The organism is Zobellella sp. An-6 (assembly GCF_052487945.1).
Genome location: NZ_CP199259.1, coordinates 3,107,800 through 3,130,463 on the forward strand (window position 1 = coordinate 3,107,800; position 22,664 = coordinate 3,130,463).

Annotated in this window: 23 protein-coding genes; 8 read left to right on the forward strand and 15 right to left on the reverse strand. The window is 63.1% G+C overall.

All coding sequences use genetic code 11. From position 1 onward, the window contains the following. Window positions 1–3: 3 nt before the first annotated feature. The 4 genes from proB to gpt all read right to left on the reverse strand — a co-directional run bounded on the left by proB (window position 4) and on the right by gpt (window position 3,510). Window positions 4–1,107 carry a glutamate 5-kinase gene (gene proB, locus ACT7DK_RS14510; RefSeq protein ID WP_445400342.1) on the reverse strand — a complete coding sequence of 368 codons (1,104 nt, stop codon included), beginning with the start codon at window positions 1,105–1,107 and terminating at the stop codon, window positions 4–6. Window positions 1,108–1,222: 115 nt separating this feature from the next. Then, window positions 1,223–1,621: a sigma factor-binding protein Crl gene (gene crl, locus ACT7DK_RS14515; RefSeq protein ID WP_445400344.1), complete on the reverse strand. Its 399-nt coding sequence runs from the start codon at window positions 1,619–1,621 to the stop codon at window positions 1,223–1,225. 100 nt (window positions 1,622–1,721) lie between these two features. Beyond that, on the reverse strand, window positions 1,722–2,978 hold the full coding sequence (gene frsA, locus ACT7DK_RS14520) for an esterase FrsA (protein WP_445402368.1): 1,257 nt from the start codon (window positions 2,976–2,978) through the stop codon (window positions 1,722–1,724). Window positions 2,979–3,039: 61 nt separating this feature from the next. Continuing rightward, on the reverse strand, window positions 3,040–3,510 hold the full coding sequence (gene gpt / locus ACT7DK_RS14525) for a xanthine phosphoribosyltransferase (protein WP_445400346.1): 471 nt from the start codon (window positions 3,508–3,510) through the stop codon (window positions 3,040–3,042). Between the two features lie 758 nt (window positions 3,511–4,268). On the opposite strand from gpt, the gene ACT7DK_RS14530 reads away from it, so the two are divergent. The 3 genes from ACT7DK_RS14530 to ACT7DK_RS14540 all read left to right on the forward strand — a co-directional run bounded on the left by ACT7DK_RS14530 (window position 4,269) and on the right by ACT7DK_RS14540 (window position 7,930). Beyond that, the gene (locus ACT7DK_RS14530; RefSeq protein WP_445400348.1) at window positions 4,269–5,903 is read left to right on the forward strand and encodes a methyl-accepting chemotaxis protein; all 1,635 of its coding nucleotides are present in this window, start codon (window positions 4,269–4,271) and stop codon (window positions 5,901–5,903) included. Window positions 5,904–6,047: 144 nt separating this feature from the next. After that, window positions 6,048–7,514: an aminoacyl-histidine dipeptidase gene (locus ACT7DK_RS14535; RefSeq protein WP_445400350.1), complete on the forward strand. Its 1,467-nt coding sequence runs from the start codon at window positions 6,048–6,050 to the stop codon at window positions 7,512–7,514. A gap of 95 nt (window positions 7,515–7,609) precedes the next feature. Further along, window positions 7,610–7,930 carry a hypothetical protein gene (locus ACT7DK_RS14540; RefSeq protein WP_445400352.1) on the forward strand — a complete coding sequence of 107 codons (321 nt, stop codon included), beginning with the start codon at window positions 7,610–7,612 and terminating at the stop codon, window positions 7,928–7,930. Window positions 7,931–7,988: 58 nt separating this feature from the next. Here the strand turns inward: ACT7DK_RS14540 and dinB are convergent, their stop codons facing one another. The 11 genes from dinB to ACT7DK_RS14595 all read right to left on the reverse strand — a co-directional run bounded on the left by dinB (window position 7,989) and on the right by ACT7DK_RS14595 (window position 17,743). Then, a complete protein-coding gene (gene dinB, locus ACT7DK_RS14545; protein ID WP_445400354.1) occupies window positions 7,989–9,029 on the reverse strand; it encodes a DNA polymerase IV in 1,041 nt (346 codons plus the stop codon). A 211-nt stretch (window positions 9,030–9,240) separates the two neighbouring features. After that, window positions 9,241–9,465 (reverse strand): (Na+)-NQR maturation NqrM, encoded by a 225-nt coding sequence (nqrM, locus tag ACT7DK_RS14550; RefSeq protein ID WP_445400356.1) that lies wholly within the window; start codon window positions 9,463–9,465, stop codon window positions 9,241–9,243. A gap of 1 nt (window position 9,466) precedes the next feature. Beyond that, window positions 9,467–10,501 (reverse strand): FAD:protein FMN transferase, encoded by a 1,035-nt coding sequence (locus ACT7DK_RS14555; protein ID WP_445400358.1) that lies wholly within the window; start codon window positions 10,499–10,501, stop codon window positions 9,467–9,469. 20 nt (window positions 10,502–10,521) lie between these two features. Then, on the reverse strand, window positions 10,522–11,745 hold the full coding sequence (nqrF, locus tag ACT7DK_RS14560) for an NADH:ubiquinone reductase (Na(+)-transporting) subunit F (RefSeq protein WP_445400360.1): 1,224 nt from the start codon (window positions 11,743–11,745) through the stop codon (window positions 10,522–10,524). Window positions 11,746–11,771: 26 nt separating this feature from the next. After that, on the reverse strand, window positions 11,772–12,368 hold the full coding sequence (gene nqrE, locus ACT7DK_RS14565; protein WP_071471543.1) for an NADH:ubiquinone reductase (Na(+)-transporting) subunit E: 597 nt from the start codon (window positions 12,366–12,368) through the stop codon (window positions 11,772–11,774). A 1-nt stretch (window position 12,369) separates the two neighbouring features. After that, the gene (locus ACT7DK_RS14570) at window positions 12,370–13,002 is read right to left on the reverse strand and encodes an NADH:ubiquinone reductase (Na(+)-transporting) subunit D (RefSeq protein ID WP_445400363.1); all 633 of its coding nucleotides are present in this window, start codon (window positions 13,000–13,002) and stop codon (window positions 12,370–12,372) included. Beyond that, window positions 12,995–13,765: a Na(+)-translocating NADH-quinone reductase subunit C gene (locus tag ACT7DK_RS14575; protein ID WP_445400365.1), complete on the reverse strand. Its 771-nt coding sequence runs from the start codon at window positions 13,763–13,765 to the stop codon at window positions 12,995–12,997. The genes ACT7DK_RS14570 and ACT7DK_RS14575 overlap by 8 nt, the downstream gene beginning before the upstream one ends. Continuing rightward, window positions 13,758–14,996 carry an NADH:ubiquinone reductase (Na(+)-transporting) subunit B gene (locus ACT7DK_RS14580; protein WP_445400367.1) on the reverse strand — a complete coding sequence of 413 codons (1,239 nt, stop codon included), beginning with the start codon at window positions 14,994–14,996 and terminating at the stop codon, window positions 13,758–13,760. The genes ACT7DK_RS14575 and ACT7DK_RS14580 overlap by 8 nt, the downstream gene beginning before the upstream one ends. A 5-nt stretch (window positions 14,997–15,001) precedes the next feature. After that, a complete protein-coding gene (locus ACT7DK_RS14585) occupies window positions 15,002–16,345 on the reverse strand; it encodes a Na(+)-translocating NADH-quinone reductase subunit A (RefSeq protein WP_445400369.1) in 1,344 nt (447 codons plus the stop codon). 373 nt (window positions 16,346–16,718) lie between these two features. After that, window positions 16,719–17,036, reverse strand: coding sequence for a BolA family protein (locus ACT7DK_RS14590; protein ID WP_445400371.1), 318 nt, complete (start codon window positions 17,034–17,036; stop codon window positions 16,719–16,721). A 104-nt stretch (window positions 17,037–17,140) separates the two neighbouring features. Further along, entirely contained in the window at window positions 17,141–17,743 is a 603-nt protein-coding gene (locus ACT7DK_RS14595) for an alpha-ketoglutarate-dependent dioxygenase AlkB family protein (protein ID WP_445400373.1), read from the reverse strand. A gap of 167 nt (window positions 17,744–17,910) precedes the next feature. Here ACT7DK_RS14595 and ACT7DK_RS14600 point away from each other — a divergent pair, with 167 nt between their 5' ends. The 5 genes from ACT7DK_RS14600 (at window position 17,911) to ACT7DK_RS14620 (ending at window position 22,640) form a co-directional block, all read left to right on the forward strand. Next, window positions 17,911–19,047, forward strand: coding sequence for a methyltransferase (locus ACT7DK_RS14600; RefSeq protein WP_445400375.1), 1,137 nt, complete (start codon window positions 17,911–17,913; stop codon window positions 19,045–19,047). A 12-nt stretch (window positions 19,048–19,059) separates the two neighbouring features. Then, window positions 19,060–19,638, forward strand: coding sequence for a YajG family lipoprotein (locus tag ACT7DK_RS14605; RefSeq protein WP_445400377.1), 579 nt, complete (start codon window positions 19,060–19,062; stop codon window positions 19,636–19,638). A 69-nt stretch (window positions 19,639–19,707) separates the two neighbouring features. Continuing rightward, window positions 19,708–20,283: a peptidylprolyl isomerase gene (locus ACT7DK_RS14610; RefSeq protein ID WP_445400379.1), complete on the forward strand. Its 576-nt coding sequence runs from the start codon at window positions 19,708–19,710 to the stop codon at window positions 20,281–20,283. A 2-nt stretch (window positions 20,284–20,285) separates the two neighbouring features. Beyond that, window positions 20,286–21,635 (forward strand): AmpG family muropeptide MFS transporter, encoded by a 1,350-nt coding sequence (locus tag ACT7DK_RS14615; protein ID WP_445400381.1) that lies wholly within the window; start codon window positions 20,286–20,288, stop codon window positions 21,633–21,635. Window positions 21,636–21,791: 156 nt separating this feature from the next. Continuing rightward, a complete protein-coding gene (locus tag ACT7DK_RS14620; RefSeq protein ID WP_445400383.1) occupies window positions 21,792–22,640 on the forward strand; it encodes a nucleoside-specific channel-forming Tsx family protein in 849 nt (282 codons plus the stop codon). Window positions 22,641–22,664 lie beyond the last annotated feature (24 nt).

Below are 22,664 nucleotides of genomic sequence, written 5' to 3' on the forward strand. Positions count from 1 at the left end.
CTCCTACAAGAGCACCAGATCATCCCGATGGATGGCCACGCTGCCATAGCCATAACCCAAAAGAGACTCAATTTGCTCCGAATGTTGTCCTTTAATACGGTTCAGATCGAGGGCATCGTAGCGGCAGATGCCCCGGGCCAGCTCGCGGCCTTCCGGATTGACGATACGCACCGCCTCGCCCCGGCGAAAGCGCCCTTCCACCCGCACTATGCCCTTGGGCAGCAGGCTGGAGCCCTTGTCCTTGACGGCGTTGACCGCGCCGGCGTCGATATGGATTTCGCCGTGGGGAGGGGGCCCGGCCAGGATCCAGCGCTTGCGGCTTTCCAGCGGGGTGGCCAGGGCCGGGAAACGGGTGCCGATGCGGTCGCCCTCGGCCAGCCGGCCGATCACTTCCGGTACCTGGCCGGTGGCGATCACCACGTCGATACCGGCCCGTCGGGCCACGTCCGCCGCCTGCAGCTTGGTGGCCATGCCGCCGGTGCCCAGGCCGCTGATGCTGCCGCCGGCGAGTTTGCGCAGGGTGTCGTCGATGGTCTGTACTTCCTCGATCAGCTGCGCCTTGGGATCATGGCGCGGATCGGCGGTGAACAGACCCTTCTGATCGGTCAGCAGGATCAGCAGATCCGCCTCCGCCAGGATGGCGGCCCGGGCCGACAGGTTGTCGTTGTCGCCCACCTTGATCTCGTTGGTGGCCACGGCGTCGTTTTCGTTGATCACCGGAATGATGCGGTTGGCAAGCAGGGCGCGCAGGGTATCCCGGGCGTTGAGGTAGCGCTCGCGGTCTTCCAGATCGGCCCGGGTCAGCAGGATCTGCCCCACGTGCAGGCCGTAGATATTGAACAGCGACTGCCAGCTCTGGATCAGCTGGGTCTGCCCCACCGCCGCCAGCATCTGCTTGTTGGCCATGGTGCCGGCCAGCTCGGGAAAGCCCAGGTGCTCGCGGCCGGCGGCGATGGCCGCCGAGGTGACGACGATGATCTGGTGGCCGGCCCGGTGCAGGCTGGCGCACTGGCGCACCAGCTCCACCATGTGCGCCCTGTCCAGATGGCGGGTCCCGCCGGTCAGCACACTGGTGCCCAGTTTTACGACTATGGTCTTGCCTTTCATGGAACGCCCTGCGGCTCCTTAGTAACAGCAATGCCGGCATCGCCGGCAAAGTAATGAAAAGAAATGACAGCCCGGCCCTTGCCCGGGGGCAAGGGCCGTCACGATGGCGCGTCCCTCAGGCCGCGCTCAGCAGATGCTTTTCTCCCAGGGAGGGGGACGGTCGGATACTGAGCGAAAGACTTTCCATGCATAGCCCCAACTTGTCGTAGAAATCCCGCAGGGTACGCACCACTTCTTCTTCGTGTTTTTTCGGCAACGCCTGGGGCTGCCATTGCCCGGCCGCATCATAGAAGCCGAGCTGGTAATAAAACTCGAAGAGCTGCTGGTCCTCGGTGGTCAAGGTCAGCCACCAGCCCCAGAACTCGCGCTTCTCGGGCGCCGCCTTGGCACTGGCACAGACTGCCAGGCAGTCGAAGAAATACACCGTCTCGCTCGACATGGGCTCCCGCAGATAGGGGCCTATGGCGGCGAGCTTGCGCACCAGCTTGTGATGAGTAACCTTGTCAGTGGTCATGCAGCCTCCCTGTTAACTTGCCTATATGTAACGTTTTTTCGCTTCAGGGTAAAGGCCGGCCCTGGGCCGGCCCTTAAAAAACACCGCCCGCCTCCCGGCACTACAAATGGACCTGCAGCCAGTCCCGCGCCTTGGCCAGGGCCCGGCCATACACCTCGAACAGCGGCAGCTTGTCCAGCACCAGGGCCTGGCCGCCCCGGCTGGAGGCCGCCAGGGCCTGGATATCCTGCTCGGGACAGATGAAATCCCGCTTGTGGCCGATGCTGAGCAACGGCACCGTGGTCCTGTGGCCCATCAGGCCCTGGGTCTTCAGGGAGAATCCCCGGCAATGGTGAAACAGCTGTTCCCAGTCGTTGCTGCGCACCCCCATGCGGTTGGCAATGGTATCCCTGAGCATGGCCGGGGTCTGCATGAAGCGCTCGCGGTCGGTAAAGAACAGGTTGGCGGCACCGGCGATGCTGATCACGGTACGCAGCTTGAACGGTTCGAGAAAGGCCAGCCTGGCCGCCACGTTACCGCCCATGCGCACCCCCAGCACCCCGACCCGGCGCTCGTCCACCCAGGGGATCCGGGGCACATAATCCAGCACCGCCTGGTGCAGCCGGCTGCTGTCCTGCACCAGCGGCCAGTGGGAGGAATAGCCGATGCCCGGCATGTCCACCGTCAGCATGGCGATACCCGCAGGCGCCAGGTATTCCTCATAGAAACGCCAGAAATCGAGTTGCAGGCTGTCCAGGCTACCGCTGACGATCACCAGGGGCAGCGCCTTGTCCTGGCGCGGCAGGTGCAGGTAGCCCTGCACTTCCTTGCCGTTGTATGGGATGCGCAGCTCCTTGAGCGGCACCGGCAGTAGTTGCCCGGCCTGGCGGTAGGCCTGGTTGGCCAGCAACTGGGCCTGCAGGCTGAGCACGTCGCCCTTGAGGTGGGGGTAGCTCGCCAGGGAAAAATAGCGTGCCGCCGCCAGCAGCTTTTGCCGTGCCCGCGCCGGCTCGGCGGCCACCAGGGCCATGCCCGCCTGGTAGGCCCCGGCGCCCAGCTGGCTCCACTCGAACACCCAGTTGCCGCTCTTGTACTCGCTCACCGTGTCCAGCCACTGCTCCACGCTGCGCGGCCCGGCAGCCACCGCGATGCGGGCCAGGGTCGATTCGATTTCGATACTGTCGGTGCCCTGCCAGCGCCAGAAGGCGCGCTTCTGCAGCCGGTAGAAACCGGGCAGGTGGGCGCCGTCCACATAGGGGGCAATCTGCGCCGAGGCGTCATTACGCCTTCCCGCAAAGGAAATGGTGGAGGTTTCCCGCACCTGCTCCACCCGGGTGAACAGACGTTCGCTCAGTGTCTGATCTTGCTCCGCCATGATTGAGTCCTCGGCATACTGATAACAAACAAAAAGGCTCCCCGGGGAGCCTTTTGGTTCGTGATCAGTCGTTGTCCTGTTCACACAGCGGCGGTACAAAGGTCACGCTCATGTCCCAGGGCTGCTCTATCCAGGTGTCCTGGCCGACCCGCACCTCGAAGTCATCGACCAGCGGCTCGCCCTTGGGCTTGGCGAACACGGTGATGAACTTGGCCTTGGGATAGAGTTCGCGGATCACCCGGGCGGTATTGCCGGTATCCACCAGATCGTCGACGATCAGGAAGCCTTCGCCGTCCCCGGATACCTGCTTGAGCACCTGCAGGTCGGTACGCTGCTGGTCGTGCTCGTAGCTGGAAATGCAGAGGGTATCGACATGGCGGATGCCCAGCTCCCGGGCCATGATGGCGGCCGGCACCAGGCCACCGCGGCTTACCGCTATGATGCCCTTCCACTGGCTGGCGGGAAGCTGACGCTGGGCCAACTTGCGCGCTTCGCGCTGAAATGAATCCCAGGTGACGACGAATTTGTTGGACATAAACAGAACCTTTGGATGTTGGCTTTCGAGACAGGTTGGCCACCGTCGTCCGCCGTGGTACCCGGCAAGCGGCAGCCCCACTAAGCGCCCCTGCCTTGGTGCCGGTATCGACCGGATGACGACCAAACAATGGCCGCATTATAGAGATAGCGCCCATTCTTGACCAGCGTTACAACTTTTTATTACCGGCGGAGCACAGACACCTCAGGACCTCATCCACGCCTGCCTGGCACCGGTCTGCCTGCCTCCAGTGCAGCATTATCCGGAATGATCAAGGCGAGAACGCCTTGGCAGTATCGGCCGAAACCCCGTATTGCAAATGTCATCGTAATGCCTTCATTTTGTCACCGGTTACGGTTAGGCTGCCGACCGCTAAATCGTTTCAGCTTGACGAGGCCGACGGTTAACAGTATGGATAATGGGTTTCATACGATGCTCTTCGATCACTGCGATCTTGGCGAGGAGCGCGAGATGACGCTCGACGGCTGGCATTCGCTACGCGACTGAAACCGAAAAAGGGGGGAAGTGGCGCCTGCCGAGCCGCGGGGACGGCGTCATCGAGCGGCTCACACCATGCCTTCATCCGCGGATCTGTCGAATGGCAGCCAGCGCTGCTTCCCACGAAGGGCCATGTACCTGAAAGATTTGCCGGAAAGCTCTCACTTTTGACCTCGGTCAGCCGCAACGCTTTCGCCATTGATTTAGTATGGACAATCTGGCCGCCCCCGGCTGAGGATAACCACAGAGGAACATAGGACGTGAAACTACTGCGCTCGCTCTCTATTGCCAAACGGCTCTATCTCAACCTGCTGCTGCTCTCCGTCGGCATCCTGGCGGTCACCCTGATGATGCTGTGGCTGTTCTACCAGGGCCTGGTGGAAGAAAAGCGCACCCAGGCCATGCGCCAGGTGCAGTCGGTGGTCAGCCTGGCCGGTTTCTATCACCAGCGTCAGCAACAGGGGCTGTTGCCCGAGGCCGAGGCCCGCCAGCAGGCCCTGGCCGCCATCGCCGAGCTGCGCTACGGCAACAACGATTATTTCTGGATCAACGACAGCCATCCACGCATGATCCAGCATCCGATGCAGCCCAAACTCAACGGCGAGGATCTGAGCGGCTTCAAGGATCCCAACGGCAAGGCGCTGTTCATCGAGATGGTGGAGCAGGTCAAGGCGGGTGGCGCCGGCTTCGTCCACTATCTCTGGCCCAAGCCGGGCCTGACCGAGCCGGTGGAAAAGGTTTCTTACGTGGAGCTGTTTGCCCCCTGGGGCTGGATCATCGGCACCGGCATCTATATCGACGACGTGCACGGCCAGCTGATGGCCACCGTCGCCAAGGTAACACCGGTGGTGCTGGGGCTCGGTACCCTGGCGGTGCTGGTGGCGATAGCCCTGATCCGCAGCATACTGCACCCGATGGGTGACACGGTGCGGGCCCTGCGCGACATCTCTCACGGCGAAGCAGACCTGCGCCGGCGGCTGGACGAACGCGGCCAGGACGAAGTGGCCCAGCTCAGCCGAAGCTTCAACCAGTTCTGCTCGCGGCTGGCCGTCACCATCCGCCAGCTCTCTCCCATCAGCCAGGAGGTGAATGCCGCCGCCGGCCGCCTGTCCGACATAGTGCGCCACAACCGCGGTCTTTCCGAGCAGCAGTCGGCCGAAACCGAGAAGGTCGCCGCCGCCATGCAGCAAATGCTGACCACCAGCCAGGAAGTGGCCAGGTCGGCGGAGCAGGCGGCCTCGGCCAGCCATGCCTCGGCCGAGGCCGCCCGGGACGGCAGCGGCAAGGTGGCCCAGACCCGCCAGGTGGCGGCCGGCCTGGTGGCCGAGCTCACCTCGGCCCAGCATCGCCTGGCCACCCTGGCCGAGCGGGCCCAGGACATCGGCAAGGTGCTGGAGGTGATCAGCGCCATCGCCGAGCAGACCAACCTGCTGGCGCTGAATGCCGCCATCGAGGCGGCCCGGGCCGGGGAGCAGGGCCGCGGTTTCGCGGTGGTGGCCGACGAAGTACGCAGCCTCGCCACCCGCACCCAGCGCTCGACCGACGAGATCCAGGACATCATCCAGCGGCTGCAGTCCGAAGCCAGTGACACCGTGGCCCATATGAACGGCCTGATGCAGCAGGCGAAGGACACCCAGGGCACCGCCGATCAGGCTGGCGACGCCCTGGCCGCCATCAGCGAACGCATGCGGCTTATCAACGACATGAACAGCCATATCGCCACCGCCGCCGAACAGCAGCGGCAGACCACCGAAGAGATGAGCCGCAACCTGGGCCGGCTGAGCGAACTGGCGGAGGAGGCCCGCCTGAAGACCCAGGAGACCGACAGTGCCGGTGAGGCCCTGTCCGGCCTGGGGCGCAAGCTGTCAGACGAAGTGAATATGTTCAAGGCGTAAAATCAGATAGTTAAACCAAAAATAAATGAAAATTTGAATCAACAAGCACAAAAACCATGCAAAGTAGTGAAGTGATGGATAAGGACCGCGGTGGGGGAGTAAGCTATCGGCTTTCTCCCACCGATGTCTGAAGCCAGGTACCTCATGAGCGAGATCCGCAGCCTTTCCCCTGCCCTGCTGTGGCAGTTTTTCGACACCCTCTGCAGCATTCCCCATCCTTCCGGCCATGAGGCGGCCCTGCGCCAGTGGATCATTGACTGGGCGCGGGCGCGGGAACTCGACGTGATCCAGGACAGGGTCGGCAACCTCGTCATCCGCAAGGCCGCCACCGCAGGCATGGCAGGGCGCAAGGGCGTCATATTGCAAGCCCATATGGACATGGTGCCCCAGGCCAACGCCGACAGCGCCCATGATTTTACCCGGGATCCGATCCAGCCCTGGATCGACGGCGACTGGGTCCGCGCCCGCGGCACCACCCTGGGCGCCGACAACGGCATCGGCCTGGCCGCCTGCCTGGCGGTGCTGGCCGACGACGAGGTGCAGCACGGCCCCTTGGAGGTGCTGTTGACCATCGACGAGGAAAGCGGCATGACCGGCGCCTTCGGCCTGGAGCCCGGTCTGTTGCGGGGCGAGATCCTGCTCAATACCGACTCGGAGCAGGACGGCGACGTCTACATGGGCTGCGCCGGCGGGGTGGATGCCAACATCACCCTGCCCTACCAGGCCGAGCCCGTCCCCGCCGGGCACCAGGCGGTACGCCTGGCCATCACCGGCCTGCGTGGCGGCCACTCCGGCATCAATATTCACCAGGGCCGGGCCAGCGCCAACAAGCTGCTGGCGGAGCTGCTGCACGATATCGGCCGGCACGGCCAGGTCCGGCTGGCGGAGCTGCACGGCGGCACCCTGCGCAATGCCATCGCCCGGGAAGCCTGGGCCCTGCTGACCCTGCCCGTCGCCGAACTGGACAGGGTACAGGCCCTGCTCGACCGCCATCGCCGCCAGTACGCCGTCGAATTCGCCGGGGTCGACGACTTTATCCGCCTGGCGCTGGAGCCCGCCGAGCTGCCGCCGCGGGTGATGAGCCCGGACATGCAGCAGCGCCTGGTCGCAGCCCTGCTCGCCTGCCCCCACGGGGTGATGGCCATGAGCCGGACCCTGGCCGAAGTGGTGCAGAGCTCCACCAACCTGGGGGTAATCAAGACGGAAGGGGATCAGGTCTACCTCCAGTGCCTGATCCGCTCCCTGAACGATGCCGAGCGGGACAGGGTGGCGGAGATGACGGCGGCGGTATTCCGCCTGGCCGGGGCCGAGTGCCGTTTCGATGGCGGCTACCCGGGCTGGCAGCCGGATCCCGACTCCGCCGTCATGAAACTGCTGCTCGATACCCACCAGGCCCTGTTCGGAGCGCAGCCGGCGGTCAAGGTGATCCATGCCGGCCTCGAGTGCGGCCTGTTCAAGGCGGTCTATCCGGAGTGGGACATGGTGTCGTTCGGCCCAACCATTCAAGGCGCCCACTCCCCGGACGAGCGGGTGCATATCGAAGCGGTGTCCCGCTTCTGGCAACTGCTGGTGCGGGTGCTCAGGCAGATCCCGGAGGCCGACGAGCGCTAAACGTCAGCATCGGACCCAGCCATGGCGTCTCCGGTAGGCAAGGAGGACAAATTGGCTTATGCTCTTGGCCAGGACCCCGAGTAGAGGAAGACGCCATGAAATACGCCTCCTTGTGTCTGTTGCTGTCCTTGCTGACGGCGCCGGCCATGGCCGACAACCTGCTGAACCGGATGGTGGACTTCGGCCGGGAAGTGCTGGACGAAACCCGCAAGCTGGCCCCCGGCATCCAGAACGATCGCCGCCACGAACAAGCGGCCCAATTGAACCAGGCCGCCCCGGACGACGGCCGGCACAGCCCGGCGATAGAGCTGGGGCCGGTATCCTCCGCTGAGTCCGCCAGCCTGCCGCCGCCGGCCTCCCCCAGCGCCAACCACGGCTGGCAGTTCGTGGAGGAAGATCATCTCAAGGGACAGTGAGGCGTGAATACGATAGCCGAATGATTGACGCAAGCTGCCTATTGAGCCCCGGCAAGGGCTACCAGTCAAACCCCAGCTGAACGCCCTGGCTGTTGTCGGCCAGCTCCACGCTCACTCCTACCAGCCGGACGCCCCTGCCTTCGGCACGCTCCCAGGCCCGTTCACAGAGCCTCAGTGCCGAGTCCAGCTCGGCCGCGTGAGTGCGCCTTGAGAGCGTGGTCTGCTCGAAATCGCTGAACTTGAGTTTGATGCACAGACCGCACACCGGTCTGCCGTCCAGCCGCCGGATCAGCTCCGGCCAGAGCCTGGCCAGCACCTGCAATCCCTGCTCCGACTGGTGCAGATCCTCGGCCAGGGTGGTCTCCACCCCCACCGATTTGCGCACCCATTGTGTCTGCACCGGTCGTTCGTCGATGCCCCTGGCCCGCTGCCACAACAGTCGGCCGAACTTGCCGAAGCGGCGCACCAGTTCGGCCTCGCCCACCGCCGCCAGCTGACCGCAGCTTTCCAGCCCCAGGGCCGACAGCTTCTCCGCCGTCTTGCGCCCGACGCCGGGGATCTTGGCCAGGGGCAGCCGATGCACGAAGTCTTCGACCAGCTCCGGCGGCAGCACGAAGAGCCCGTCCGGCTTGTTCTCTTCCGAGGCGATCTTGGCCAGGAACTTGTTGGGCGCCACCCCGGCAGAGGCGGTCAGTTGCAGCTCTTCCCGGATGGCCCGGCGGATATCCCGGGCGATCAGGGTGGCGCTGCCGCCGAACCAGGGGCTGTCGGTCACGTCGAGGTAGGCTTCGTCCAGGGACAGGGGCTCGACCAGGTCGGTATAGCGATGGAAGATCTCGCGGATCTGGCGGGAAACCTGCTTGTATTCGGCCATGTTGCCGGGGATCAGCAGCAGTCCCGGGCAGAGCTTGAGCGCCTGGTGGCTGGCCATGGCCGAACGCACGCCGAAGGCCCGGGCCGGGTAGTTGCAGGTCGCGATCACCCCGCGCCGGCTGGCACTGCCACCGATGGCCAGGGGGATATCCCGCCACTCGGGATGGGCGCGCATTTCCACCGCGGCGAAAAAGCAGTCCATATCGACGTGGATGATCTTGCGCATGACCAAACTGGATAAATAAACAGTAACCAGATATTAACGCGGAATGTTGGAAGCGGGAAGCAGCCCGAGCATGGTGGAAGATAAGAATGCTTACCCAAACTACGGCCTTTGATTTTATACAGCAAATCACGCTGTCAGCTAAAAGCCGTAAGCCAGGATCGCAGGCCACTCGGGCAGTTTATCGCTTCCAGCTTACGGCTTCCAGCTTCGGTCAGATGATGCGGTGTTCTTCCAGCATCTTGCGGCGGGCTTCTTCCTTGGCCATTTTCTTCTTGCGGTTGTCGCAGGGGTCGGGACAGTCACAGGCCTTTTCCACGCCGATACTACCCAGGCCGCCACAGGATCCCGAAATGGTCTTGCGCTGGAGGATATAGCCGATGGCCATGGCGGCAAACACCAGGGCAAACACCGCGAGCGTAATGACGAAATACAGCATATCAACCTCTTAAATACTTCTTGAAGGCGCTGGACATGTCCACCCGGAAGCCTTCTTCGGTCTTGGTGAGCAGATAGATGGCCAGCCGGTGTTGCTCCGCGAAGGCGAGCGCCTTGTCGGTGCCCATCACCGTCAGCGCCGTCGCCAACCCATCCGCGATCATACAGGAGGGATGCACCACTGTCACCGACGCCAGCCGGTGGGTAATGGGCTTGCCGGTGGCCGGGTCTATGCTGTGGGACAGCCGTTCCCCGTCCAGCTCGTAATAGTTGCGGTAGTCACCGGAGGTGGCCACGCTGCTGTTGCCGAGCGCGATCACCTGCTGCACCGAACCGGTGCCCGGCCCCGGTTTTTCCACCGCGATGCGCCAGGGCTGCCCCTTGGCATTGAGCCCGCTGACCCTGACCTCGCCGCCGATCTCCACCAGGTGATCGGTCAGTCCTTCTTCCGCCAGGTACTCGGACACCACATCCACCCCAAAGCCCTTGGCGATGGCCGACAGATCCACATAGAGCTCGGGCAGCGTCTTCTGCAGGTATTCGCCTCCGGCGTCGACGGTGACGGCCAGGTACTCGAGCCCGATGCGCGAGCGGATCTGCGCCAGTTGCTCGTCGCTCGGGATCCGCTCCGGCCGGGCATCGGGCCCGAAGCCCCACAGGTTGACCAGAGGGCCCACCGTCACGTCCAGGGCGCCGTCGCTCAGCCGCCCCAGCTGCAGGGACGCGGTCACCACCTTGGCGGTGTCTGCCGAGACCCGCACGGGATCGCTGCCGCGATACCGGTTAAACCGGCTCAGCTCCGAGTCTTCCCGGTAGGTCGACATCTGCTCGTTGACCCGCTCCAGCCGGCGGTCGATCTCGCTTTGTAGTTCCTGGGCCCGGGCTTCATCGGCCGCCACTATCTTCACCGAATAGTAGGTGCCCATGGTATCGCCGGTCAGGTGCAGCTGCGGCCTTTCGGTCGCCGCCGGCTGGCAGGCCGCCAATAAAAAGGCCAGCCCCAGGGGGGCCAGCCAGTTGATCACGGGAAGTTTCATCAGTGTTTAACCACTATTGTTTAACCACCAAAGTCATCCAGCAGGATGTTGTCGTCTTCCACGCCCAGGTTCTTGAGCATGTTGATCACGGCCGCGTTCATCACGGGCGGACCACACATGTAGTACTCGCAATCCTCGGGCGCATCGTGATCGCGCAGGTAGTTCTCGTACAGCACGTTGTGGATGAAACCGGTGTAGCCGGTCCAGTTGTCGCCGGGCTGGGGATCACTCAGGGCCACGTGCCATTGGAAGTTGTCGAACTGCTCCTGCAGGCCGTCGAAGTCTTCCACGTAGAACATCTCACGCTTGGAACGGGCGCCGTACCAGAAGCTGATCTTGCGCTTGGAGTTCAGGCGCTTGAGCTGGTCGAAGATGTGCGAACGCATCGGCGCCATGCCGGCGCCACCACCGATGAACACCATCTCGGCATCGGTGTCCTTGGCGAAGAATTCGCCGAAGGGACCGGAAATGGTGGCCTTGTCGCCGGCCTTCAGCGACCAGATGTAGGAGGACATCTTGCCGGGAGGCGCGCTCCAGTTGCTGGGCGGCGGGGTTGCTATCCGCACGTTCAGCATGATGATGCCTTCTTCTTCCGGGTAGTTGGCCATGGAGTAGGCGCGGATGGTTTCCTCGTCTACCTTGGACTCCAGCTCGAAGATCTTGAACTTGTCCCAGTCTTCCCGGTATTCCTCGGGCACGTCGAAGTCCTTGTACTTGACGTGATGGGGCGGCGCCTCGATCTGGATGTAGCCACCGGCACGGAAAGGCACGCTTTCGCCGTTGGGGATCTTGAGCTTGAGCTCCTTGATGAAGGTGGCCTTGTTATCGTTGGAGATAACCTCACAGTCCCACTTCTTGATGCCGAACACTTCTTCCGGCAGCTCGATCTTCATGTCCTGCTTGACGTTCACCTGGCAGGACAGACGCTCGCCGTGGCGGGCTTCGCCCTTGGAGATGTGATCCAGCTCGGTGGGCAGGATTTCACCGCCCCCCTCGAGTACGCGTACCCGGCACTGGCCACAGGAACCACCGCCACCACAGGCAGAAGAGACGAAGATACCGTTGGCCGCCAGGGCGCCCAGCAGCTTGACGCCGGCACCGGAGGTGATCGCCTTTTCGGGATCGTCGTTGATGCTGATAGTCACATCCCCTTCCGCGACCAGCTTGGACTTGGCAAACAGGATGATGCTTACCAGGACCAGCACGATCACGGTGAACATGACCACGCCTAGAATGATTTCCATCGTTTATTCCTTTTCCATCACTGGGTTTACAGAGAAATGCCAGAGAAAGACATGAAGCCGAGGGCCATCAGGCCGGCGGAGATAAAGGTGATCCCCAGACCGCGCAGGCCGTCGGGCACATCCGCATACTTCATCTTCTCACGCAAACCGGCCAACAGCACGATGGCCAGCATCCAGCCGATACCGGAGCCGAAACCATAGACGATGGACTCGGCAAAGTTGTAGTCCCGCTGTACCATGAAGGACACGCCGCCGAAGATGGCGCAGTTCACGGTGATCAGCGGCAGGAAGATACCCAGGGCGTTGTAGAGTGCCGGGAAGAACTTGTCCAACAGCATTTCCAGGATCTGCACCAGCGCCGCAATTACCCCGATAAAGGTAATGAAGTTCAGGAAGCTCAGATCCACCCCTTCGGCCAGGGCACCATCCTTGAGGATGAAGTTGTAGATGAGGTTGTTGACCGGCACCGAAATGGTCAGTACCACGGTCACCGCCACCCCCAGACCGAAGGAGGTTTTCACCTTCTTGGATACCGCCAGGAAGGTGCACATCCCCAGGAAGAAGGCCAGCGCCAGGTTCTCGATAAAGACGGCGCGGACAAACAGACTCAGAAAATGTTCCATGTTACTCCTTCGCCTCCACCTGCTCCGGACGGAAAGTACGCAGTACCCAGATAATGCCACCGATGATGAAGAAGGCGCTCGGCGGCAGCAGCAGCAGGCCGTTGGCCTGGTACCAGCCACCGTTCTTGATCAGCGGCAGAATCTCGATACCGAACCAGGTGCCGGAGCCGAACAGCTCGCGCACCGTGGCCACCACCAGCAGGATCAGGCCGTAGCCCAGGCCGTTGCCGATGCCGTCCAGGAAGGACATCATGGGTGGGCTTTTCATGGCGTAGGCTTCGGCGCGGCCCATCACGATACAGTTGGTGATGATCAGCCCCACAAACACCGACAGCTGCTTGGAGATGTCATAGGCGTAGGCCTTGAGGATCTGGTCCACCACGATAACCAGGGAAGCGATGATCGCCATCTGGGCGATGATCCGTACCGAGTTCGGGATCTGGTTGCGGATCAGCGAGATGAACAGGTTCGAAAACGCCGTTACCGAGATCACCGCCAGCGACATCACGAAGGCGGTCTGCATTTGCGAGGTCACTGCCAGGGCCGAGCAAATCCCCAGCACCTGCAGGGCGATGGGGTTGTTGCCGACGATGGGCCCGAACAGCACCTTTTTCATTTCAGCTTTATCAGCCATTGTTCAGCTCTCCTTCACGAACCTTGGCCAGGAAAGGACCAAACCCTTTCTCACCCAGCCAGAATTCAAAGGTATATTGCACGCCGTTGGAGGTCAGGGTGGCACCGGACAGGCCGTCCACACCGTGCTCGGACCCTTCGGGTGCTCCGCCCTTGACCACCCGCAGCGCCGGCTGGCCGTTCTCGTCGAACAGCTGCTTGCCGACGAACTGGGCACGCCAGTTGGGGTTTTCCACCTCGCCGCCGAGTCCGGGGGTTTCCCCCTGCTCGTAGTAGGTGATGCCCTTGATGGTGTTGCCATCGGGCTCGACCGCCACGAAGGCGTACATGGTGGACCACAGCCCCTGGCCGTGTACCGGCAGGATGATGCTGTCCAGCTCGCCGTTTTCGTCCTTGGCCAGGTAGACCGGCGCCAGGTTGGCGCGCCGGCGGATGCCGGCCGGATCCTCGGCACCGCTCAGGGCGATGCTGGCGGCAGGATCCTTGGCGGCGGCACGCTGGTTGTATCCTTCGGCCGGCTGGTCGGAAAACTCGCCGGTGTCCAGGTCCACCAGGCGGGCCTCGATATAACGGGCATAGTTTTCCGCCACGTTGGCACGGCCCAGGCCGGCCACGTCGACGATGTTGGTCTGAACGTCCAGCGCCTGGTTGCGCTGCTGGGTCGGTTTAAGCATGACCGCCGCGCCAGACACCACTATGGAGCAGACCAGGCAGAGACCGCCGACGATAGCAAAGGTCCTGCCGATAGTTTCTTTCTTAGCCACGAGCCAGCCTCCGTTTGATATTGGCCTGCACCACGAAGTGGTCGAACAAGGGAGCGAACAGGTTGGCGAACAGGATGGCCAGCATCATGCCTTCGGGGAAGGCCGGGTTGACCACGCGGATCAGCACCACCATGACGCCGATCAGGGCGCCGTACCACCATTTACCCTTGTTGGTGAAGGAAGCGGACACCGGGTCGGTGGCCATGAACATCATGCCGAAGGCGAAGCCACCCAATACCAGGTGCCAGTGCCAGGGCATGGAGAACATGGGGTTGGTGTCGGAACCGATCACATTGAACAGGGTCGCCGTCACTACCATGCCGAGCATCACACCGGCGACGATACGCCAGGAGGCGATGCCCAGGTAGATGATGAACAGGCCACCGATCAGGATGGCCAGGGTCGAGACCTCGCCGATGGATCCCTGCATGTTGCCGATAAAGGCATCCATCCAGCTGATCGCCGTATCGGTGTTCACGTCCATCAGCGCAGCCTGGCCGCCGGCGGCCCACTGACCCAGGGCGGTGGCGCCGGAAAAGCCGTCCACGGCGGTCCATACGGTGTCACCCGAAATCTCGGCCGGGTAGGCAAAGAACAGGAAGGCACGGCCAGCCAGGGCCGGGTTGAGGAAGTTCTTGCCGGTACCGCCGAAGATCTCCTTGGCCATGACCACACCGAAGGTGATACCCAGGGCGGCCTGCCACAGCGGCAGGGTGGCGGGCACGATCAGCGCGAACAGCACCGAGGTCACGAAGAAGCCTTCGTTGACTTCGTGCTTGCGCACGGTGGCGAACAGCACTTCCCAGAAGCCCCCCACCACGAACACGGTCAGGTAGATGGGCAGGAAGTAGGTGGCGCCCAGCAGCAGTTTGCTGCCCCAGCCGGCCCCTTCGCCCAGGGTTGCCCCGAGGGCCTGGGCCAGGCCATAGCGCCAGTTGCCGTCGATCACCGCGGCCAGGTCGGCCGGGCTGTACATGTTGGTCAGGGCCGCGATGGCCTGGCCACCGGCATTGTACATGCCGAAGAACATGGCCGGGAAGGTCGCCAGCCACACCATGATCATGATGCGTTTCAGGTCGATGCTGTCGCGCACATGGGAGGCGTTACGGGTCACCATGCCCGGGGTATAGAGCACGGTCGCCACCGCTTCGTACAGGGCGTAAAACTTCTCGTACTTACCACCCGGCTCGAAATGGTGTTCGATCTTTTCCAGAGTGTGCTTCAAACTCATTTCACTTAGCCCTCTAGCTCAATCTTGGTCAGACACTGACGCAGCACCTGGCCGTAATCGTACTTGCCCGGGCACACATAGGTACACAGTGCCAGATCTTCTTCATCCAGCTCCAGGCAGCCCATGGTCTGGGCGCTGTCGGTATCACCGGACAGCAGATCACGCAGCAGCAGGGTCGGCAGAAGATCCAGCGGCATGATCCGCTCGTAGTTTCCGATTGGCACCATGGCACGACTGGAGCCGTTGGTGGTGGTGGTCAGGTCGAACAGCTTGCCCTTGGTCAGGTGGCTCAGATAGGCACGGGTCACGGAGAACTTGTTGGCGCCCGGCGCCAGCCAGCCCATGAACTCCTTGTCGCGGCCTTCCTTCAGCACCGACACCTGCAGGTGGTAGCGCCCCAGGTAGGCATGGGGACCGTTGGCGGCGGTGCCGGACAGCACGGAGCCGGAAATGAGACGGTTCTCGCCGTCCTGCAGCTCGCCGGCGGTCAGCTCTTCCAGGGAGGCGCCGATGCGGGTACGCAGCAGACGCGGCTTCTGTACCACTGGGCCGCCCAGGGCCACCACCCGGTCGGTGAACAGTTCACCGGTGGTGAACAGCTTGCCGACCGCGATCACGTCCTGGTAGTTGATGTACCAGACCACCTTGCCGGGGACGATGGGATCGATAAAGTGAATGTGGGTACCCGGCAGGCCCGCGGGATGCACACCCACGAACACATGTTCCTTGATGTTGTCGGCCTGGGCCTGGGGCAGGCTGCCTTCACCCTTGCAGACGTGCACCTGGCCATCGGTCAGGCGGCTCAGCACCTGCAGACCGTCGGTAAACGCCTGGGCGTTTTCCTTGATGATCAGTTCGGCGTTGGCACAGAGGGGGTTGGAGTCCATGGCGGTAACAAAGATGGAGCGCGGAGTGGACTCCACGGCAGGCACCTTGCTGAAGGGGCGGGTGCGCAGGGCGGTCCACAGGCCGGATTCAACCAGCTGTTCTTTTACTGTGTCACGTTCCAGTTTGGCCAGGTCGGCTTGAGCGTATTTCGAAAAAGTAATCTGCTCTTCGCTGTCATCGACGGCAATCACGACCGATTGCAGTACACGTTTGGCGCCACGGTTGATTTCAACCACTGTACCGGCGGCGGGAGCTGTGAACTTAACGCCCGGGTTCTTCTTGTCCTCGAAGATCACCTGACCTTTTTTGACGCGGTCCTCTACCTTGACATACATGGTAGGGCGCATGCCCACATACTCCTCGCCCAGCGTAGCAACGCGCTTGATGGCAGGACCATCGTAGATTACTTGCTCTGGGGCCCCGGAAATCGGGAGGTCCAGTCCTTTTTTAATTGTAATCATACTCACTTGCACTACTTGTTAGGGGAAGACAGGTACTTGCCATGTCAGACATGACAACATGCTGATGAGTCGCTACCGGCCTGCCTCTATCGTCTTGGCAACAGCGTGACTACAGTCCGGTAACATCCAGCCCGATATAAAAGGCGCATAATTCTAGCACTTTTAACTCGGCGGCTGCCATGGCAATTACCAAAAATTACCGCCTCTTTAGGCAAAACCGACGGGGCTGTGCGCCGTTATTGCAAAAATAAGGCCATGATATTTGGCCAGTTATTATGCCTTAGTCGCAGAGGGAGGGCCCGCATGGGACCCTCCCCGCCATGGCGTCCGCGGGGGCAGGTAACAAACACCTCAAGCACGGGCAACATGGCGCTCAGGCCGACACGCCGCCCTGGCCACGACAGGCCGGGCTGTCGGGCACCCCGCCCCGGGCCTGCCATTCGGCCGGGGTCAGGGTGTGCAACGCCAGGGCATGGACCCCGCCCGCCAGCTCCTCGGCCAGCAGGCTGTTCAGGGCCCGGTGCCGGGCCAGCAGACGCTGGCCTTCGAAGCGGTCGCTCACCACCACCAGCTTGAAATGGGTTTCCGAGCCGGGGGCCACCCGGTGCATGTAGCTTTCGTTGATCACTTCCAGATGCTGGGGGGCCAAGGCCTCGCGCACCTTGTGCTCTATGATGGCTTGTATAGACATAATCGACTCCTGGATTGAACGATATCGTAAGGGTGAGGGGTGGGGTTAAGGGTGAGGCGTGAGGGGTAAGGAATACCTCGTTTTCCTCACTCCTCACCTCCCCCTCACTCTTCACGGCCCTGGGGCGGCAGATAACGGAAGGTCAGGTTGATCCGTGCCTCGGTCACTCCCGCCGCCCTGGGCAAGGCATGCTGCCAATGATGCTGCATTTCGCCGGCCATCACCAGCAGGCTGCCGTGGTCGAGCCTCAGCTCCCGCCGCTCGCCGCCGCCATGGCGCAGCAGGAAACGGCGGCTGGCTCCCAGGCTGACCGAGGCGATCAGCGGATGGAGGCCGAGTTCGGGTTCATCGTCCGCATGCCAGCCCATGCTGTCCCGGCCGTCCCGGTAGAGGTTGAGCAGCACCCCGTTGAAGGGGCGGCCGCAGATAGCCGCCAGCCGCCGCCCTATCTGCGCCACCAGCGGGTGCCAGGGCTCGGGAAGGCGGGTCTTGCCCGAGTAACGATAGGGTCGCTCTCCCATCCAGCAGGACAACCGGGGCTCATCCAGCTCACGTCCGAACAGCCTGAGCCGATGCTGCCGCCAGGGGATCTCCCGCCCGAGTTGCGCCAGCCAGTCGTCCGCCTCGGGAGCGAAGGCCTGCGGCCACCACAGCAGGCGTCCGCCGGCCAGTTCGATCCACTCGGGCCTGTCAGCCCACAAGTCCATGCGCCGTCCCCCCTGTCGTCGTCGCGAATCGTTCATGGGGCCGCGCCCGGAAAAACCGCCGCCCCGCGAAACACCCCGTGCCAGCGGCAACTTGCTCCCCCGGGAGTGGCGGTATCGGGGCCACTTCATTAAAATGCCCCTTTTCGCTATTCGGGCCACCCATCGTTATGAATCATCACTTTCCCCTGCCCCAGGGCGGCGAGCTGATACTCCATCGCTACCCGCGCCACGCCCAGCATGGCCTGCAGGCCTGGGACGCCGCCGATGAATATATCATGAACGAGCTGGCCACGCAGGAGTGGAGCCGGGAAGCCCCGCTGCTGATCGTCAACGACGGCTGTGGCGCCCTCACCCTCGCCCTGCACCAGCATAGTCCCTATGTCATGACCGACTCCCGGGTTGCCGAACTGGCTCTCAACGCCAACGCCCTGGACAACGGCCTCGAGCCCACCTGGCAGTTGCTCGACAGCCTGGCGCCCTGGCCCGAGCAGCCCGGGCTGGTGCTGCTCAAGCTGCCCAAGACCAACGCCATGCTGGAATACCAGCTGGCCGCCCTGAGCCGGGTCGCGGGCCCGCAGACCCGCCTTATCGCCGGCGCCAAGGCCAAAGACATCCACGGCTCCACCCTCAAGCTGTTCGAGCAGTACCTGGGCCCCACCCACACCAGCCTGGCCTGGAAAAAGGCCCGACTGATCTTCTGTGCCCCGGATCCGGCCAAGGCGCCGGCGCCCCTGCCGCCGCTCCTGGCCTGGCCGCTGGAAGGCACCGGCTTTACCATTTACAACCACGCCAACCTGTTTTCCCGTGCCAGCCTGGACATCGGCGCCCGCTTCCTGCTCGAGCACTTGCCGGCCGACCGTCCGGGCCGGATGATCGACCTCGGCTGCGGCAACGGCGTACTGGGGCTGATGGCCCTGGCCCGCAACCCCCAGGCCCAGGTCAGCTTCGTGGACGAATCCCATATGGCCGTCGCCAGCGCCCGCATGAACCTGGAGCGCAATCTGCCGGCGGCAGAACCGCGAGCCCGCTTTATGGTCAACAACTGTCTCGAAGGCATGGCGCCGGACAGCGCCGATCTGGTACTGTGCAACCCCCCGTTCCACCAGCAGCAAGCCATCACCGATCATATTGCCTGGCAGATGTTCGTGGACGCCAAAAGGGTGCTGCGCCGGGGCGGCGAGCTGCTGCTGGTGGCCAACCGCCACCTCGATTATCACCAGAAGCTGAAACGGCTGTTCGGCAATCAGCGGGTAGTGGCATCCAATCGCAAATTCGTTATCCTGAGAGCCATTAAAACCCCTTAAGGAAGCCTGTAGATGAAATCCGTGAAATGGTTAACGACCGCCATGCTGGCCCTGGGCCTGAGTGCCTGTGCCAGCTACTACCCCATCGCCGTCGATGTCAGCCCTTCCGTCCAGGTCGGCGGCGGCGTCTATCGCGGCCAGCCCGTCGCCTTGAGCAGCAGTGACGCCCGCGCCAACGACTTCATCATCCAGATAGAGCAGCAGGACAAATCCCCGGTGGTGGTGGGCGCCAGCAACAACCTGCGCATCCAGCTGGAACAGGCCCTGGCCCAGGGCCTGAGCACCCAGGGCGCCTTTATCGAGCAGGGTGCCGGCACCCGCGTCAACCTGCAGCTGCAGGAGGTGCTGGCCCGGGTGATCCGCGGCCATATCAGTTACGATGTGGTCCAGCAGTTGCGCTTGCAGCTGACCCTGGAACGCAACGGCCGCACCATCACCAAACAGTATCGCCGCAGCGCCCAGGAAGAATTTCCCGGCCGTCTGCATCCCGATCTGGACAAGGTGAAAGAGGCCCTGAACAAGCAGCTGTCGCTGCTGGTGCAGGACATGCTGGCCGACCGCGACGTCCAGAACTTTATCGGCGGCAACTGAGCCATGCGGGGCCCATCCCCCGGCACGGCTCCAGGCTGCATCGCCCTGGGCCAAGGGTAAGGAGAATATATGAAAGCTATCCTGTGGTTACTGAGCGCCCTGCTGGCCCTGCCGGTGCTGGCAGGCCCCCGGGTCGAGCTGGTCACCAACCTGGGCCGGCTGGAAGTGGAGCTGGACGACGCGGCCGCTCCCGAGACGGTCGCCAACTTCCTGCGCTACGTGGACGACGGCAGCTACAACAACAGCCTGTTCCACCGCCTGATCCCCGGTTTCGTGGTGCAGGGCGGCGGCTATGGCACCGACTTCAGCCCCCTGCCCACCTATGCGCCTGTGGTCAACGAGTCGGCCAACGGCCTGTCCAACCTGAGTGGCACCATCGCCATGGCCCGCACCCAGGATCCCGACAGCGCCACCCGCCAGTTCTACATCAACCTGAAGGACAATATCGCCCTGGATGCGGGCCGCGCTGCCGGCTACACGGTATTCGGCAAGGTGGTCAGGGGCGAGGACGTGCTGAGCAAGATGGCAAGGGTGCCCACCGGCATGAACCTGCAGCTGCGTGCCCGGGACGTGCCCCAGCAGCCCATCATCCTGCTGGAAGCACGCCGGCTGCCCGATGCGGGAGAACCCCCATCAGGGCCCTGACCATGACCCGGCTGCAGCAGAGCCTGTCGCTCTACCTGGAGCGTCGGGTCCTTACCCTGTTCGCCCTCGGCTTCTCCTCCGGGTTGCCGTTGTTGCTGGTGTTCGGCACCCTGTCGTTCTGGCTGCGGGAAGCCGGGGTCAGCCGCACCAGCATCGGCTTCTTCAGTTGGGTGGCGCTGGCCTACGGCGTCAAGTGGTTGTGGTCCCCACTGGTCGACCGGCTGCCCCTGCCCTGGCTGTCGCGCAGGATGGGCCGGCGGCGCAGCTGGATGCTGTGCTCCCAGCTCACCATCATGGCGGCATTGGCCGGTATGGCCGTTTCCGATCCCACCACCCAGCTCGTCAGCCTGGCACTGTTCGCCCTGGCGGTGGCCTTCGCCTCCGCCACCCAGGACATCGTGATCGACGCCTACCGTATCGAGGCCGCACCGGAGCGGCTGCAGGGCGCCCTGGCCGCCGCCTACATGACCGGTTACCGGCTGGCGATGATAATGGCGGGAGCCGGGGCACTCGCCATCGCCGCCTGGGCCGGCTCGGATCTGGGTTACGATCCCGTCGGCTGGAAGGTAGCCTACCTGTGCATGATGGGCTTTATGCTGGTGGGGGTGATCACCTGCCTGCTGTTGCACGAGCCCGAAGTGGATCTTGCCGCCCAACAGCAGGCCCAGGCCGAACACAAGCAGGCCCTGATGGAGCGGGGCTGGCCCCGCCCCGCGGCTGCCCTACTGGCGTTCCTGAAAAGCGCCGTGGTGGCTCCCTTCGCCGAGTTCTTCCAGCGTTTCGGCTGGCAGGCGCTGCTGATCCTGGCACTGATCGCCAGCTACCGCATCTCGGACGTGGTGATGGGCGTCATGGCCAATCCCTTCTATGTGGACATGGGCTTCAGCAAGTCGGAAATCGCCACCGTCACCAAGGTCTATGGCGTCATCATGACCCTGGTGGGGGCTGCCCTCGGCGGCCTGCTGGTGATGCGCTTCGGCACCCTGCGCATCCTGATGCTGGGCGCCGTGCTGGCCGCCGGCACCAACCTGCTGTTCGCGCTGATGAGCCAGCTCGGGGGTAACGTGCTGCTGCTGACCCTGATCATCTCCCTCGACAACCTGAGCGCCGGCATTGCCACCGCCGCCTTCATCACCTATCTGTCCAGCCTGACCAACGTGGCCTTCTCCGCCACCCAGTATGCGCTGTTCAGCTCGGTGATGATGCTGCTGCCCAAGTTCATCGCCGGCTTTTCGGGCGTGGTGGTGGACGCTCATGGCTACGCCACTTTCTTTATCGGTACCGCCGCCATCGGCATTCCGGTGCTGCTGCTGATCCACCTGGTCACCCGGCTGCATCCCCCCGCCAACTAGCGCGAATGCCACCGCGGTCACAAAACTGAAACGGCGCAATCGTTTGCGGTCTTGCGCCGTTTTTTCACCCGCCTAGACTCCCCCCACCCCGGGGAATTCCTGCCACCACGGTTAAGGAAAACCTTGTCATATCAAACGAAAAGAAGAGACTGACAGATGGCTAAGATGCTTAACAACCTGGTCGCCGCCGGCGTACTGACCGCCCTCGCCGCGCCCGTGGTTCATGCCGCCGACTACAGCGACGGTATCCACAAGAACGACTACAAGTGGCTGCAGTTCAACCTGATGCGCAGCGCAGACAACAAGCTGCCGTTCCGCAACGAACGCGACACCTATCTGGAAATGGAATTCGGCGGCCGCTCCGGCCTGTTCGATCTCTACGGCTACCTGGACGTGTTCGACATCTTCGACAGCGAGGGTGACGACCTGCACGGCGGCGACAACTTCTTCTTCAAGTTCGCGCCGCGCCTGTCGCTGGATGCCCTGACCAAGACCGACCTGTCCTTCGGCCCGGTGCAGGAGCTGTATATCGCCAGCGTGACCAACGTGGCCGACAACGGCGCCTTCGGTGGCCTGTTCGAACACTATGTGGGCCTGGGCTCCGATGTCCAGGTGCCCTGGTTCGGCAAGATGGGGCTGAACGCCTACGGCCGCTATGTGCGCGAAAACTACGGCGCCCCGGACGAGGGCAGCTGGGACGGCTACATGGTGTCGACCAACTGGTTCAAGCCGTTCCATACCTTCGGCAACGGCAGCTTTATCGCCTACCAGGGTTACCTGGACTACAAGTTCGGCGCCGACACCATCGGCGGTGTCGCCGGCCGCACCTCCAACGCCCTGGAGTGGTTCAACGGCATCTACTGGCATTCCGACCGCTACGCCGTGGGCTACGGCGCCAAGCTGTACAACAACATGGCGTTCTTCAAGGACGGCAGCGACGCCACCGGCGTAACCCAGGATACTTCCGGCCTGGGCCACTACTTCTCGGTCACCTACAAGTTCTGATCCCCCGCGGCTACGGCAACGTAG